Source organism: Kitasatospora sp. NPDC088134, from assembly GCF_044741705.1.
Lineage (GTDB): Bacteria > Actinomycetota > Actinomycetes > Streptomycetales > Streptomycetaceae > Kitasatospora.
The window spans coordinates 36,657-52,355 of the sequence record NZ_JBIUTD010000010.1 but is presented as its reverse complement, the minus strand read 5'-3'; the positions used below and the strand labels follow the sequence as shown (position 1 = coordinate 52,355).

8 protein-coding genes are annotated in these 15,699 nt (G+C 75.3%); 2 read left to right on the top strand and 6 right to left on the bottom strand.

What is annotated here, in order from left to right; translation table 11 throughout:
* Positions 1-10: 10 nt before the first annotated feature.
* Positions 11-946, bottom strand: a complete 936-nt coding sequence (locus tag ACIOHG_RS17910) for a hypothetical protein (protein WP_400951310.1) — start codon at positions 944-946, stop codon at positions 11-13.
* Positions 943-1,875 carry a hypothetical protein gene (locus tag ACIOHG_RS17905; protein ID WP_400951307.1) on the bottom strand — a complete coding sequence of 311 codons (933 nt, stop codon included), beginning with the start codon at positions 1,873-1,875 and terminating at the stop codon, positions 943-945. The genes ACIOHG_RS17910 and ACIOHG_RS17905 overlap by 4 nt, the downstream gene beginning before the upstream one ends.
* Positions 1,876-2,323: 448 nt before the next feature.
* Between ACIOHG_RS17905 and ACIOHG_RS17900 the strand changes: the two genes are divergently transcribed.
* Positions 2,324-5,497: an AMP-binding protein gene (locus ACIOHG_RS17900; protein ID WP_400951687.1), complete on the top strand. Its 3,174-nt coding sequence runs from the start codon at positions 2,324-2,326 to the stop codon at positions 5,495-5,497.
* On the opposite strand, the gene ACIOHG_RS17895 is transcribed toward ACIOHG_RS17900, so the two are convergent.
* Positions 5,469-5,738, bottom strand: coding sequence for a hypothetical protein (locus ACIOHG_RS17895; RefSeq protein WP_400951305.1), 270 nt, complete (start codon positions 5,736-5,738; stop codon positions 5,469-5,471). The genes ACIOHG_RS17900 and ACIOHG_RS17895 overlap by 29 nt on opposite strands.
* A complete protein-coding gene (locus tag ACIOHG_RS17890; protein WP_400951303.1) occupies positions 5,735-6,106 on the bottom strand; it encodes a winged helix-turn-helix transcriptional regulator in 372 nt (123 codons plus the stop codon). The genes ACIOHG_RS17895 and ACIOHG_RS17890 overlap by 4 nt, the downstream gene beginning before the upstream one ends.
* A gap of 89 nt (positions 6,107-6,195) precedes the next feature.
* Here ACIOHG_RS17890 and ACIOHG_RS17885 point away from each other — a divergent pair, with 89 nt between their 5' ends.
* Positions 6,196-6,843 carry an NADPH-dependent F420 reductase gene (locus ACIOHG_RS17885; protein WP_400951302.1) on the top strand — a complete coding sequence of 216 codons (648 nt, stop codon included), beginning with the start codon at positions 6,196-6,198 and terminating at the stop codon, positions 6,841-6,843.
* A gap of 11 nt (positions 6,844-6,854) precedes the next feature.
* On the opposite strand, the gene ACIOHG_RS17880 is transcribed toward ACIOHG_RS17885, so the two are convergent.
* The gene (locus ACIOHG_RS17880; protein WP_400951300.1) at positions 6,855-9,977 is read right to left on the bottom strand and encodes an amino acid adenylation domain-containing protein; all 3,123 of its coding nucleotides are present in this window, start codon (positions 9,975-9,977) and stop codon (positions 6,855-6,857) included.
* The gene (locus tag ACIOHG_RS17875; protein WP_400951297.1) at positions 9,974-15,640 is read right to left on the bottom strand and encodes an amino acid adenylation domain-containing protein; all 5,667 of its coding nucleotides are present in this window, start codon (positions 15,638-15,640) and stop codon (positions 9,974-9,976) included. Before ACIOHG_RS17875 ends, ACIOHG_RS17880 begins: the two co-directional genes overlap by 4 nt.
* Positions 15,641-15,699 lie beyond the last annotated feature (59 nt).

Sequence of the window (15,699 nt, the reverse complement as noted above, 5' to 3'; positions counted from 1 at the left end):
CGTCCGCCCCTCAGTCCATCCGCACCCACTCCTGACGATCCGTCAACTTGTACTGTTCCGAAGGTCTTTCACCTGAAGGGCGCGGCCTGCCTTCGTAAATGCCGCCCTCGGAAAGGGCCCGGCCCGGCTGCCGGAGGGACAGGCAGTAGTCCTTGGCCGTGAAGGTCTGTGCGACCACGGTGCTGACGTTGCTGCTGGACGGGCTGGTCACCAGGATGTTCTTGATCGCCGTCCCGGTGCCGTCGACCGAGAGCACGCCGACCGTACGGGTCATCGCGTTGAGCATGCCGAACTGCAGCTCGCTCTCGGTGTCCACCATGAACTTCACCTGCGTGGTCTCGGTGTTGGTCCGCTTCCACTCGTGCGAGTACGCAGCCTTGAAGGCCAGTTGGAAGGCCGCCGTCGCGCTCAGCTTGAGCTGCCCCGCGGCGGTGGCGCTTCCGCTGACGGTGGTCGAACTACCGGTGGTGGTGTCGGTGTTGGGGCCCTTGTCCTTCGGCGCGGTGCTGTCGGTGTGCGAGGTGTCGGTCTTGTCCGAGCCCGCGATCGTGCCCGACACGGCGGTGGTGTTGTCGACCGTGCCCTCGATCGTGGCGGAGCCGGAGATCTCGCCGGCCAGGTTGTCGGTGGTACTCGACTCCAGCACCACCGTCCGGTACACGGTGATCTTCTTGTTGGTGCAGTTGATGACGGTGTTGCCCACCGAGACGACGGCGGCGGTGCGTTCCGCCGACAGCCCCGGCAGCACCCGGAAGGTGCACCCGTAGTCGCGCCCGCACCCGTGCGCGACGGCCACCGCGTCCGGCAGTTCCCGCTCCCCGTCGAAGGCCCGCGCCACCAACTCCTCGGCGGCCTCCGGCGCCACCTCCTCGGCCCGCGCGGCCGCCGCGCCGGTGGCGGTCTGGACGGCCAGCAGCGCGGCGGCCAGCACCGCGGCCCGCCTCACCACCGGCTCCAGGTGCCCTCGGCGGTGCGCACGTACGTCGCGTCCGGCACCCGTCCCGGCGGCTCCGGGGCGGCCTCCACCGGCCCCGGTCGGGCCACCGACCGCCCCGGCGGGCGCAGCGACAGGCAGACGTCGGGCCGGGAGAAGGTCTGGGCGACGATCGAACTGGCGGTGGCGATCGAGGGGCTGTCCACCACCACGTTCCTGATGAACTTCCCGGTGTGGTCGACCGACAGGACCCCGACCACCCGGGTGACCGCGGTGAGCGTCCCGAACTGGAGCTCGTCGTTGGGCGAGACGGTGAACACCACCCGGGTGCTCTCCCGGACGGTCGCCTGCCACTGCTTGCTGTACGAGGCCTGGAAGGCGAGTTCGAAACTCGCCTTCGCCCCCAGGTGGAGGGCGTTGCTCCCGGCCACGGTCACGGTGGTGTCCTTGCCGTTCTGGAGCTTGTCCTGGGTGGTGGGGCCCTTGTCCTTGTTGGGCCCGTACTGGACGGTGCCGTCGGTGACGCCGTTCGCCAGGCTGCCCTGGGCGGAGGCGGTCACGGTGGTGTCCACCCCGCCGCTGACCGTGGCCTTGCCCGAGATCGAGCCGCTGATGTTGTCGGTGCTGCTGCTGGCCACCGTCAGGGTGCGGTCGATCTCCATCGGATCGCTGGTGCAGTTGATCGCCGCGTTGCCGATCGAGGCGACCGCGCTGCCGAACAGCCCGACGATCCGGTCGGTGGCCCGGAACGTGCAGGTGCCGGGCCGGTCGCAGAGCGCGACCACCTCCTCGGGCGAAGCCAGCGGGGTGTCGCCGTCGTACGCCTCGGCCACCGGCATCGGCGGCAGCGGTGCCAACTCGGCCGCCCCGGCCGGGGCCGCGAGCGGCACCAGTACGGCCAGCGCGGCCAGCCCGGCCAGCCCGGCGGCGGGCAGCAGCACCGTCCGGGTCCGGCGCGGGCGTCCAGCGTCCCCCGGGTGTCCAGCGCCTCGCGGGCGGGCTGTGCCTGCCGGGCGGGCCGGGCCTCCCCGGTGTGCCGGGTCTCCCGGATCGGCGGGGCTCCTCAGTGGGCATGCGGAACCAGGCACGGATGCTCTCCTCACTCGTCGACGACCCCCGCGGCACTGCCCCCCGCCCCATCCTCCGGGACAGGTCGAGCGTGGGCGAACGGTCGTCGGCGCGGGTGCGCCATTCGATGGGCCGTCACCCGGCGGGACGTCAAATGGCCTTCCACGGTGACGGGGTGTCAGAGGGGTGTGGCGCGCCGTGCACCCGGTCCGCTAGCGTCCGAGGGATCAGCCGATCATCGGATCGGACCGCTGTCCGAGCCGCCGGCCCGTCCTCCGCCCGCCCCTCCACCGCCCGCCTGCGCCCGCCCGGGGAGCCGTCATCAGCGCCCAGTCCGCCCAGTCCGCCCGCGCCACCCGCCCGGCCCGGCCGGCCGGCCCCGCCCTCACCCTGCCCGACCTGCTCGACCACCGGGCCGCGACGCAGCCGGACCGGACGGCCCTGCTCGTCCCCGGCGGCGGCACCCTGACGTACCGGCAGTGGCGGGAACGGGCGGTACGGGCCGCGCACGGCCTGGCCGCCCACGGCCTCCGACCGGGCGGGACGGTGGCCCTCCTGTTCACCGGCCACGACTGGGACGGCTACGCGGTGGCCTTTCTCGCCGCGCACTACGCGGGCGCCGCCGCCCTGGTGGTACGCGCCGACCTCACCGCGGCGGACGTCCGGAGCCTGATCGCCGACACCGGCGCGAGCCTCGCCGTCACCGGCACCGACCCCGCCGTCCCGGCCAGCGACCTCCCCACCGTCCCGCTCGGCGAACTCCTGTCCACAACAGCCGACTTGACGCCTCCCACACCGCCCTGCACCGTCACCCCCGCCGATCCGGCGCAGATCATCGGGACCTCCGGCACCACCGGCACCCCGAAGGGCGTGCGGGCCGCGCACGGCAGCCTGACGGCCGGGTTGCGGACTGACCCGCGGCCGCGCCCGTACGCGCACTCCGCGTACGCGGTGCACGCCTTCCCGATCGGCACCAACGCGGCCCAGGTGGTGCTGGTCAACGCCCTGGTGGGGCAGCCCGCGACGATCTGCCTGCCGCGCTTCGACGCCGTCCGGCTCGCTCGCACCGTCGAGGAGTTCAAGGTCGGCACGGTGTTCCTGGTGCCGTCCATGGCGGTCGAGCTGCTGAACTCGGGCGCCCTCGCGGGGCACGACTTCGGCAGCGTGCTGCTGGTCTCCTGCTCGGCCGCCGCCCTGCCGCCCGCCGTCGCCGCCGCGCTGGCGGCCGCCCTGCCGCGGGCCACCCTGGTCAACACGTACACCTCCGCCGAGGCTTCGCCCGCGCAGCTGTCCGCGATCGTCGACCCGGCCCGCCCGGGCTCGCTCGGCCGGCCCGCCGACCCGGCCGCCCTGCGCATCCTCGACCCCGACGGCCGCCCGGTCGCGCCGGGCGTCACCGGCGAGGTGTGGCTGCGCCAGCCGGGGCCGCCGCGCAGCTACGCGGGCGACCCGGGCCGCTCCACCGGGACCTTCCGGGACGGCTGGGTCCGGATGGGCGACCTCGGGCGGCTCGACGCGGACGGCTGCCTGCACCTGGTCGACCGGGAGAGCGACCTCGTCAAGTCCGGTGCCCTGAAGGTCTCCACGCTCCGGATCGAGGAGGTGCTGCACGAGCACCCGCAGGTCGCCGACGCCGCCGCGCTCGGCCTGCCGCACCCCGTGATGGGCGCCGTCCCGGTGGCGGCCGTCGTGCCGCGGCCCACCGGGCTCGACCTGGACGGGTTGCGGCTGTTCCTCGCCGAACGCCTCGCCCGGCCCGAACTGCCCGTCCGCATCCTGCTGGTGGACTCGCTTCCCCGCAACCCGAGCGGCAAGGTGGTCAAACACCTGCTGCGCAACGCTTTTGACGAGCCGTCGGAGAACTCCTCCCCGTCCCGCCCGCCGGGGAGCCCGACCGAGACCGCCCTCGCCGCCCTGTGGCGCTCCGTCCTCGGTAGGCCCGTCACCGGTGTCGGGCAGGAGTTCTTCGCGCTCGGCGGGGACTCCTTCCGCGCCGTCCAGCTCGCCGCCGCGATCAGTGCCCGGTTCGACGTCCCGGCCGGCACCGCCCTGGTCTTCGAACGCCCCTCGCTGCGCGCCCAGGCCGACTGGCTCGACCACCACCGGGCCGCACCCCCGCAACCCGCTACCCCCGCACCCGCACCCGCCACCCCCGCGCCCGTCCTCTCCCCCTTCCTCGCCGCGCTGCGCGCCCAGCCGCACGACCTGCCGCTCACCTCCCAGCAGGAGAACTTCCTGCGCTGGCTGGCCGAGGCCCCGGGGCGCCGGATCGGCAGCGTCGCCGTCGCCTTCCGGGTCACCGAGGCGCTGCGCGCCGACCTGCTCGGCCGCGCCCTCACCGAGGCCGTCCGCCGTCATCCCGCGCTGCGGACCCGCTTCGTCCCCGTGCCCGCCGACGCCTGCGGTGGCGAACTCGGCGTCCGGCGGGCCGTCCTGGACGCGGACCCGCGCGCCGACCTGGCTGTCCACCACGTGCCCGGCGCCACCGACGCCGAGGTCGACGCCCTGCTGACCGCCGAGCGCGACCGGCCCACCGACCTGGCCGCCGACCCGACCGCCCGGCTCGCCGTGGTCAGCCGCGCCCCCGACGACCACGTGGTGCTGCTCAGCGTCCACCACCTGGTCTCCGACGGCTGGTCCGTCGGTCTGCTACTGCGCGAACTCGCCGTCCACTACTCGGCGTTCCGCCGCGACCGGCCCGCCCCCGCACCGCGCGGCGGCCTCGGGCACCGCGAACTCGTCGCCCGGTCGCACACCCAGTGGGCCGCCAACCGCGCCCACTTCGCCACCGTCCTCGCGGGCGCACCCGCCGCCGTCGACCCGTTCCCGGGCCGCGCACCCGCCGAAACGGTGCTCGGCGCCGTCCACGAGTTCACCGTCCCCGCCGGACCGGCCGCCGCGCTGCGCGACCGGGCCGCCGAACTCGGCGCCACCCCGTTCCTCGCCGTCGCCGCCCTGTGGACCGGCCTGCTCGCCGCCCGCAGCGGGCAGCCCGACCTGGTGCTGATGACGCCCGTGCCGGGCCGCACCCGGCCCGAGGCCGAACACGCCGTCGGCTGCTTCGTCCAGTCGCTGCTGGTGCGGGTCGACGCCTCCGGCACGCCCGGGTTCGCCGAACTCCTCGACCGGCTGCGCACCGCCACCGCCGCCGCCCTCGACCACCAGCTGTACCCGTTCGCCGAGTTCAGCCCGCAGGTCCCGTTCCCCGCCTGGCTGCGCTACGAGGCCTGGTCCGCCCCCGCCCACCTCCCGGGCCTGGCCTGCGCCCCCTGGCAGCTCCCCCGGCAGGCCACCGCCCCCTACCCCGTCCCCGGCGGCGACCTGCACGTCCCCGAACTCGCCGTCACCGAACAGCCCGACGGCTCACTGCACTGCCGGCTGCGCTACAACGCGCTCGCCTTCACCGCGACGGGGGCCGCCGACCTCGCCGACGCCTTCACCACCGCCCTGCACACGGCCGTCCGGCTCACTCCTCCGCCGCCCCTCGTCTCCTGAACTCCGCGACCCACTCCCGGACTTGCTCCGCGCTGTGCAGGTAGGGCTCGCCCGGGCCGGGCCGCAGGTCGATGCCGAACAGCTTCATCAGCGCCCAGCTCTCCCGCTCGCTCCACCGCAACGCGTCGTCGCCCACCCAGCGGGCGGCCCAACGGTCCGCCGCGTCCCGGTCCGCCCGGCCCTCCGCGACGGCCAGCAGCCACCCCTCGATCTCCGCCGCGTCCGGCTGCCGCTCCGTCACTTCTCCTTCTCCCCCTCCTGCTGCCAGGCGGCCTCCTGGGCGGCGGCCACCTCGTCGCCGTGCTCGAAGGCCCAGACCCCGAACGCGTCGATCGGCTCCAGCAACGTCCGTCCCAGCGCGGTCAGTTCGTACTCCACGCCGCTGCGGCCCGGTGCGCTCTCCCGGCGCTCGACCAGGCCACTGCCCTGCAGGCGGCGCAGCGTCTCGGTGAGCACCTTGGAGCTGATCCCGCCGATCCGGCGCCGCAACTGGGCGGGGCGGCACGGCCCGTCCCGGAGCGCCCAGATCACCACGGCGTTCCAGGTGTTGGCGAGCAGGTCGAAGGCGAGTCGGGCCCGGCAGTCGGCGAGGAAGGGATCGGCGGTCACGTACCGAATGGTGCCCGACCCGCTCCCTAGGCTCGAAACCGACCCGACTTCCTCCCCCTCTCCCCTTCCCGGACTTCCTGGAGACATCCATGCGCATCGGCATCCTCGGCACCGGCAACATGGCCGACGCCCTCGCCACCCACTGGGCCCGGGCCGGCCACCACCTGGTCGTCGGCGGCCGCGACCTCGCCAAGGCCCGCCGCCTCGCCGACCGGATCGGTCACGGCGCCGCGGCCGCCGACCTCCGCACGGCCGCCGAACACGCCGAAGTCGCCCTGCTGGCCGTCCCGTTCGGCGCCGCCACCCCGCTGGCCGCCGCGCTCCGCACCGCCCTGGCCGGGCGCACCCTGATCGACTGCACCAACCCCGTCGGCCCGGGCTTCCGCCTGCTCACCGCCCACGGCCCGTCCGCCGCCGAACAGTTGGCCGCCGCCGTCCCCGAAACCCGGATCGTCAAGGCCTTCAACCTCTGCCACGAGGACGTCTGGCGGATGCACCCGCCGGTGTTCGACGGCCGTCCCCTCGCCGTCCCGCTCTGCACCGACCACCCCACCGCCCTCGCCCAGGTCTCCCGCCTCACCCAGGACCTCGGCTGCACTCCCCTCCCCGCCGGGCCCCTCGCCAACGCCACCCTCCTCGAAGCCACCGCCGCCCTCTTCATCACCCTCTGGGTCGGCCACCACGCCGACGCCCAGGCCATCGCACCCCCGCTGACCCACGCCACCGGCCCCGCCTGACCCGCGCGCCCTCAGGCCAGGCGTTCGGCGGCCTCCGCCTCGCTGAGGGCGTCGATCTCGGCGATCAGCGCGGCCTCGATCCGGGCGGCCAGGGCGGCGGCGGTGCGGCTCTCGAAGACCTCGCGGATCGACAGGTCGAGTCCGACGCCCGCCCGGATCCGGGCCGCGACCCGGGTCACCAGCAGGGAGTCGCCGCCGAGTTCGAAGAAGTCGTCCAGGACGCCGACCCGGGGCAGCCCGAGGACGTCCTGCCAGAGTTCGACCACCAGTTGTTCGGCGTCGCCGCGGGGCGCCAGGTACCCGGCGGAGACGGCCGGTTCGGGGAGGGCCGCGAGGTCGGGCTTGCCGTTGGGGGTGAGCGGCAGCCGGTCGAGCAGCACCACCGCGTCGGGGACCAGGTACCCGGGCAGCACCCCCTCCAGGTGGGCCCGCAGCGCAGCTCCGTCCGTCCCGGCCACCGTCCCGGCCACCACGGCGTACGCGAGCAGGCGTCGGCCGTCCCGCAGGACCACGGCGGCCCGGGTGACGGCGGGGTGGGACGTCAACGCGGCCTCGATCTCGGCGGGTTCGATCCGGTGGCCGCGCAGCTTCAGCTGCTCGTCGGTGCGCCCGAGGAACTCCAACTGGCCGTCGGCACGCCAGCGCACCCGGTCGCCCGTCCGGTACCGCCGGGCCCCGGGCCCGGCGGGGTCGAACGGGTCGGCGGTGAACGCGGCGGCGGTCAGGTCGTCCCGGCCGACGTAGCCGCGCGCCAACCCGGTGCCGCCGATGAACAGTTCGCCCTCCGCACCGCGTGGCAGCAGCGCGCCCCGGGCGTCCAGCACGTACAGGCGGACGCCGGGCAGCGGGCGGCCGAGCGGCGGGCGGCCCGCCGACTCGCCGTCGCCGGGGGCGAGTTCGGCGGCGGTGACGACGACGGTGGCCTCGGTCGGGCCGTAGGTGTTGACCAGGCGGACCCGGGAGCCGTGCCGCCGGTACCAGGCGGCGACCGCCTCGGCGGGCAGCGCGGAGCCGCCCAGGACCACCAGCCGCAGCGCGGCGGGCCAGTGCGCGTCGGGCCCTTGGGCGACCAGTTCGGCCCAGTACGCGGTGGGCAGGTCCAGGACGGTGACGGCCGCCCCGGCCGGGGAGTTCAGCAGGTCGGGCAAGGTCCGGCCGCCGCCCGGGAGCAGGACGACGCGGGCGCCGGAGGCCAGCGCGGGCCACAACTCCTCGACATGGGTGTCGAATCCGAGGGAGGCGAACTGCACCACCCGGTCCCCGGGGGTGAGCGCGTAGCCATCGGGGCCGGCCATCCAGGCCAGCCGGGCGGCCAGCGCGGCGTGGTCGACGGCGACGGCCTTGGGGGTGCCGGTCGAGCCGGAGGTGTACAGCACGTACGCGGTCCGGGCCGGTTCGGGCTCCGGCAAAGGCGTCGAACTGCCTTGCGGGCGGGCGTCGGTGAGGACGCGGACCGCCCCGGCCCGCTCGACCATCAGGCGGCGGCGCTCCTCGGGGTGGGCCGGGTCCAGCGGCAGGTAGGCCGCCCCGGCCTTCCAGATCGCCAGCAGCGCGACCACCAGGTCCGGCGACGGGGCGATCGAGACCGCCACCACCCGCCCGGCGACCTCGCCCAGGCTGCGCGCCAACGCCTCCGAACGGCGGTCGAGTTCGCCGTAGCCGAGCAGTTCGCCGGCGCACTCCAGCGCGACGGCGTCCGGCCGCTCGGCGACCTGCGCCGCGAACCGCTCCAGCACGTGCGGGGCGGGGCCGGGCGCGGGCCCGGTACCGAGGGCCAGCAGGTCGGCGCGTTCGGCGGCGGACGGCAACCAGTCGCCGTGGACGGGGAGTTCGGGGTCGGCGACGGTCCGGGCCAGCAGGGTGCGGCAGTGGCCGCCGATCGCCGCCACCGTGGCGGCGTCCAGCACCTCCCGGTCGTAGCAGAACGAGAGCACCAGACTGCCCCCGGCGGTGCGCCAACTGTCCAGCAGAAGATCGGTCTTGGCGTGCGCGAACCCGGAGTCCATGCTGCGGGTGGTGACCCCGGCGGGCAGCACCGGGCCCTCGCCGGCCAGCTCGTACTGGCTCTGGTGGACGAAGACGGCGCGGTGCACGGGGGCCGAACCGGGCTCGGCGGGCAGGCCGAGGTGCGCGGCCAGGCGCTCCAGCGGGACGTCCTGGTGGGCGAGCGCGCCGAGGGTGCCGGTGCGGATCCGGCGCAGCACGGTGCGGAAGTCCGGTTCGCCGGTGAGGTCGGCGCGGATCGGGACCGTCCGGGTGAAGTACCCGATCATCGCTTCGTGGGCGGCCTCGTTGCGCCCGGCCAGCGGGGTGCCGACGGCGAAGTCCGGGCAGCCCGTCCACCTGGCCAGCACGGTGCTGTACGCGGCGAGCAGCACCATGAACGGGGTGCAGCGCTCGCGGCGGCCGAACGCGTCGACCTCGGCGGTGAGTTCGGGCCCCAGGTCGACCACGGCGAATCCGGCCGGGCGGGCCGGGTCGGCGGGGCGCGGCCGGTCCAGCGGCAGCCGCAGCGCGCCGGTCCCGGCCAGCTTCTCCGCCCAGTAGGCGAACGCGGCCTCCCCGCCGCTCCCCGCCTCCTGCTCGGCCCGGGCGAACGCGCCGAACTGCAGCGGGAGTTCGGCGAGGGCGGCCGGTCCCTCGCCGGTCTCCTCCCGGTACAGCGCCAGCAGTTCGCGCCACAGCACGGTGAACGACCAGCCGTCGGCGACGATGTGGTGGACCAGCACGCTCAACGCGTGTTCCCGCTCCCCCGAGCTGACCAGCACCACCCGCAGCGGCGGCCCGGCCGCCAGGTCGAACGGCGCGTTCACGTACGGGCGGCAGGCCGCCGTGAACGCCGACTCGTCTGCCCCGTCCGGGAGTTGCACCCGAACGATCCTGATCTCCTCCGCCGGCTGGACGAGTTGGACGGGCTGCTCGCCGCCGTCCGGGTCGAGGTCGAAGCGGGTGCGCAGGATCTCGTGGCGCCCGGTGAGCCGACGCAGCGCGGCGCGCAGGGCGTCGGCGTCGAGCGGGCCGCTCCAGCGCCGGTTCAGGTACATGTTGAACCCCGGGTCGTCCGGGCGCAGTTGCTGGAGGAACCAGAGCCGGCGCTGCTCGCCGGTCAGCGGGTGGAGGGCGGTGCTGCTCACCGGGCGGTCACCTTCGTCGGGTCGGGCTGCGCTGCGGAGGACGGGACGGCGGAGCAGACGGGGGGCGGGGCCGCGGCGGCCCGTTCCCGGACGGCCTGGAGGCCGATCAGGTCGTCGGGTTCGGCGTCGGGCACGTCGCGGTCGAAGTGCCGCAGCGCGGGGACGGCGAGGCAGGCCAGGACCAGGGCGGCCATGGCGAGGCCGAACAGCAGGTAGAGCAGGCCGATCCCGCGTCCGGGGCCGGTGCCGATCAGGCGGCCGACGGTGTCGGCGAGGGCGCCGCCGGGTTCCATCAGGGGTTGCAGGATCTTCGGGCCGAGCGGGGCGACCAGGGCGAAGCCGACCGGGAGGGTCGACCAGGCGACCATGGTGTTGACCGCGATGACGCGGCCGTGGAAGCGCAGCGGGACCTTGGTCTGCACGATGGTGGCGTAGACGCCGTTGACCAGGGCCAGGCCGAACGCCATGGCGAACGCGCCGGGGACGACGGTGGCCAGCGACGGGCGCAGGCCGGTGAGCAGGCAGGCCGCGGCGAGGACGAGGGTGCACAGCAGGACGCCGCGCAGCCGCAGTCGGCGCGGCCCGCCCCACACCAGCAGGGTGAGCCCGCCGAGGACGGCGCCGGCCCCGGCGGCGGTGGCGACCCAGCCGGCGGCGGGGAGTCGGGCGAAGGACAGCACCAGCGGGGTCGTGAGCAGGAACAACGGGGAGAGGAAGATGTTCAGCACGGCGAAGAACAGCAGCATGGCGCGGAAGTTGCGGCTGCCCAGGGCGCGCCGGAACCCGGCCCGGATCTCGGCGGCGACGCTCTCCCGGCGCACCGCGCCCATCAGGTCGGGGAAGCGGACGGTGAGGGTGACGGCCAGCGCGCAGGCGTAGCTGCCGACGTCGAGGGCGAGGATGCCGCCGAGCCCGATCGCGGCGAGCAGGCCGACGGCGAACACCGGGACGAGGAACTGGGCCAGTCCGAACAGCATTTGGACCACGCCGTTGGCCCGGCCGAGGTAGCGCTTGGGCACGAGTTGCGGGACGGCGGCGTTCCAGGCCAGCCGTTGGAAGGTCAGCGCGGCGGAGAGCACGCCGATCAGCAGGTAGGCGTGCCAGACCCGCAGGCCCCCGGTGAGGTACAGGACGAGCAGCAGGGCCTGGGTGAGCCCGGCCGCCAGGTCGCCGTACAGCATGGTGCGTCGGCGGTCGCCGCGGTCGACGACGGCGCCGGCCAGCGGGGCGGCCAGGATGCCGGGGACGAGTCCGCAGGCGGCGAGCAGGCCGAACTGGGCGAGCGAGCCGGTCCGCAGGTAGATCCAGACCGGCAGCGCGAACTCGGTCAGCGCGGAGCCGATCATCGACACCTGCTGCCCGGAGGCGACGGTCAGGAAGCGCCGCACGGTCGGCCGGACCCTGCTCGAAGTCGCCTCGGGCGCAGCCGAGTTGTCGCGCGAGATGCCCTCCAGCCACCAGCTGGAGCGCTCGGTGCGGCGGTGCCGGTCCTCGCGCCCGTCGGCGATCGAACGGTGCACGCCGGTGAGGATGTCGGCGAGTTCGGCGGCCCGGTACTTGAGGTAGAAGTGTCCGGCCTCGTCGAGCACCACGACGGCGGCGGTGTCGCTGAGCCGGTGCCACTCCCGGTAGCGCTCCTGGTAGAACTCGGTGGACGGGTCGCGCTCGCCGCACACCGCGACCACCGGGGCCGCGATCCGGCCGTCCGCGCTCTCGAACAGCCGGGTGAAGTACCGTTCGGCGTCCCGCGTTCCGGTGCGCCGGTTGCGCACGATCAGGCGCAGCTGCTCGGGGTCGGTGTCCTCGGTGTCGAGTCCGGCCGCGGCCAGCGCGTTGATCATGCCCTGGTCGCTGCGCAGCCGGTCGACGGTATCCGCCCACCACTCGCCGACGGCGGCGCCGCGGCCGCGCGGGCGGGCGAACGGGAAGATCCCGCCGAGGTGGACGGCGTCCACGGTCCGCCCGGCGGCCTCGACCCGGCGGGTGACCTCGACGGCGAGCCGGACGCCGACGCCGCAGTGCCCGTAGAGCACGATCGGCCCGGTGACGCCGTCGACGATCTCGCGCGCACAGCGCTCGGCGACCTCGTCGATGTCCATCGCCTCCTCCCCCAGCTCGTGCCCGGGCACGGCGAGCGAGTACAGCGCCCAGTCGGCGGGCAGCGCGTCGGCGAGCGGCTTGTAGATCAGCGCGCTGCCGCCGCCGTACGGGGTGCAGACGACCGTGCCGACGGTGCGGGCCCGGTCGGGGGTGAGCCGGTGCAGCAGGCCCCGCGGCCCCCGGTCGGCCGCCGGGTCGGCGACCAGTGCGGCGAGCCGGCGCACGGTGGGGAACCGGAACAGGTCCATCACCCCGACCGGGGTGGCGAGTTCGGGAAAGGCCCGGCGCAGTCGGGCGACCACCTGGGTGGCCAGCAGCGAATGTCCGCCCAGCTCGAAGAAGTCGTCGTCCGCTCCGACCCGCTCGACCCCGAGCAGGGCCGCCCAGATCCCGGCGACGACGGTCTCGACCTCCCCCTCCGGTTCGACGTGCTCGGCGGTCGACGCAGCGGCCTCGGGCTCGGGCAGCGCCCTCCGGTCGACCTTGCCGTGGGCGAGCAGCGGCAGCCGCTCCAGTACGACGTACCTGGCGGGCACCATCCACTCGGGCAGCACCTCGGCCAGCGCGCCCCGCAACTCGGCCGCACCGGGCCCGGGTTCGCCCCCGGGCCGCTCGACGTACGCGACCAGTCCCTGCCGGACCCCCTCCCCCCGGGCCAGCACCACCGCCTGCGTCACCCCGGGCAGCGCGGCCAGCGCCGCCTCGACCTCCCCGGGCTCGACCCGGTAGCCCCGCACCTTGATCTGGTCGTCGGCCCGACCCAGGTACTCCAGCGCGCCGTCCGCACGCCAGCGCACGAGGTCCCCGGTCCGGTACATCCGGGCGCCCCGGCTCCCCCCGGTCAATCCCTCGCTCCCCGTCCCCGCCCCCACAGCCGTGTCACCGGAGGCGAAGGGGTCGGGCAGGAAGCGCTCGGCGGTCTGCTCGGGTCGGCCGAGGTAGCCGCGGGCGAGGCGGTCGCCGCCGAGGTACAGCTCGCCGGTGACTCCGGGCGGTACCAACTGCCGCCTCGCGTCGAGGACGTAGCAGCGGGCCCCGGCCAGCGGCGTGCCGATCGGCGTGCTGCCGGGCGGCGCCGCGTCCTGCGGGGTGACCTCGAAGACGGTGACGCCGACGGTGGCCTCGGTCGGGCCGTAGTGGTTGAAGACGGCGCACCGCCCGAGGGCGGCGAGTTCGGCGGCCCAGGCCCAGGCGGACGCCTCGCCGCCGAGGACGAGCGCCTTCGCGGGCAGCAGTCGCTCCGCCGGCGCGTCGGCGGTCAGCGCCGCCAGGTGGGACGGCGTCATCTTCAGGTAGTCCAGGCCGAGTTCGGCGTTCTTGGCGGCGAGTTCGGCCCCGGAGATCCGGCGCGGCAGCAGGTGCACGGTGCCGCCGGTGGTGAGCGCCAGGTAGAGCATGGTGATGCTGAAGTCGAAGGCCAGCGACTGGAGCAGCCCGTAGCGGCCGTGCGGCTCGATCCGCAGCCGCTCGGCCACGCCCGCCAGGTAGTTGAGCAGTTGCCGGTGCTGGACGGCGACGCCCTTGGGGTGCCCGGTGGAGCCGGAGGTGTAGATGACGTAGGCCAGGTGGTCCGGGCCGGAGACCTCCTCGGGGGCGTCCGCACTCTCCACCGGCTCCTGCCGGTCGAGCAGGAGTTCCGCCGCGCCGTGCTCGCCGAAGCGCTCCCGCAGCGCGGAGTCGGTGATCAGCAGTTTCGCGCCGGAGTCGGCGACCAGCCGGGTCAGCCGGGCAGGCGGCTGTTCGGGGTCGAGCGGCAGGTAGGCGCCGCCGGCCTTGAGCACGGCGACCAGGACGGCGGCCAGTTCGGGCGACTGCTCCAGGCAGACCGCGACCCGGTCGTCCGGCCCGATGCCCGCCGCCCTGATCGCACGGGCCAACCCGTTGGCCCGCCGGTCGAGCTGACGGTACGTCAGTCCACCGCTCTCGCCGACGACGGCGGGGCGGTCCCCGGCCGTCCGGAAGGTCTCGGCGAGCAACGCGGTCAGCGTGGCGGGGCCGCCGGACGGCACCTGCGGGCCGGTGGACCAGGCCCCGGTGACGGCGGTGCGCTCCGCCCGGGTCAGCAGCGGGAGTTCGGCGACCGGACGGGACGGGTCGGCGAGGGCGGCGGCCATCAGCGTCTCGTAGCGGTCGACCAGGGCCCGCACCGTCGCGGCGTCGAACAGGTCGGTGCGGTAGGTCACCAGCCCGTACAGGCCGCCGTCGGTGCGCTCGCGCAGGTAGAACGAGAGGTCGGCGTGCGTGCTGACGGCCCGGTAGCCGAAACCCTCCGCCTCCGTGGCGGGTCCGGCCGCGGCTTCCGTCCCGGGCCCGGCCGCGGCTTCCGTCCCGGGCCCGGCCGCGGCTTCCGTCGCGGGCCCGGCCTGGACGGACCTGTCGCCGTAGTTCTGGAAGGCGAAGGTGGTCTGGAAGACGGCCGACCGGCTGACGTCCCGTTCCACGTCCAGGTCGGCGACCATCTGCTCGAACGGCACCTCCTGGTGGGTGTACGCGGTGAGTGTGGTCTCCCGGACCCGGCCGAGCAGTTCGGTGAAGTCCGGGTCGCCGTCCAGCCGGGCCCGGATCGGCAGCATGTTGACGAACGCCCCGACCACGCCCTCCAGTTCGCGGTGCAGGCGGCCGGCCACGGCCGACCCGACCGCGAAGTCGCGCTGCCCCGCGTGGCGGCCGAGCAGCACCTGGAGGCCCGCCATCAGCACCATGTACGGGGAGGCGTCGTGCGCCCGGGCGCAGGCCCGGACCGCCGCGAACAGCTCGGGGTCCCAGTGCAGTTCGAGCGCGGCGCCGTCGAAGGTCAGCAGCGGTGGGCGCGGCCGGTCGACCGGCAGGTCCAGGGCGGGCACCCCGGCCAGCTCGGCCCGCCAGTGGGCGCGGGCGGCGGCGAGCTCCCCGGACTCCAGGCGCTCGCGCTGCCACTGTGCGAAGTCGCCGAACTGGACCGGGAGTTCGGGCAGCGCGGCGGGCGTCCCGTGGGCGTACTCGGCGTACAGGGCGGCGAACTCGCGGTGCAGCAGGTCGATCGACCAGCCGTCGCAGCAGATGTGGTGCAGCACCAGCGCGAGGACGTGGTCCTCCGGGCCGAGGCGGAGCAGCAGCGCCCGCACCGGCGGTCCCGCCGCCAGGTCGAACGGGCGGGCCAGCGACCGGCCGATCCGCTCCGCCGCCCGGGCGGCCGGATCCTCGGCGGCCGACAGGTCGGTGAACTCGGCGGGGAACGGCCCGGGTTCGGCGATCAGCACTTCGGCGGTGCCGTCCTCGGTCGAGGGGAACGCCATCCGCAGGCTCTCGTGCCGGGCCACCAGCGCCCCGAGGGCGGCGTCCACGGCCGCCCGGTCCAGCGGGCCGCGCAGCCGGCGGGCCGGGGCGAGCGCGTAGGCGGTGCTGCCGGGCGTGAACTGGTCCATGAACCAGAGCCGTTCCTGCCCGCTGGACAGCGGCGGCCGGCTCCCGGCCGCCCTCGGCCGCACCACCTGCACCGGCGCCGCGCCACCGCGCAGCCGGCGGGCCAGCAGGGCCTTCTTCGCGTCGGACCAGCCGGCGGGCAGGTCCTGGGTCTCGGTCATCGGTGTCCGTTCGGGCAGGGAGGGGAAGGCACGGCCGGGGCGGGGCGCCACCGGTGGCA

Coding starts and splice junctions, on each gene's coding strand:
- ACIOHG_RS17885 (WP_400951302.1), top strand. CDS start 6,196: ATGCGCATCGGCATCCTCGGCACCGGCAACATGGCCGACGCCCTCGCC.
- ACIOHG_RS17875 (WP_400951297.1), bottom strand. CDS start 15,640: ATGACCGAGACCCAGGACCTGCCCGCCGGCTGGTCCGACGCGAAGAAG.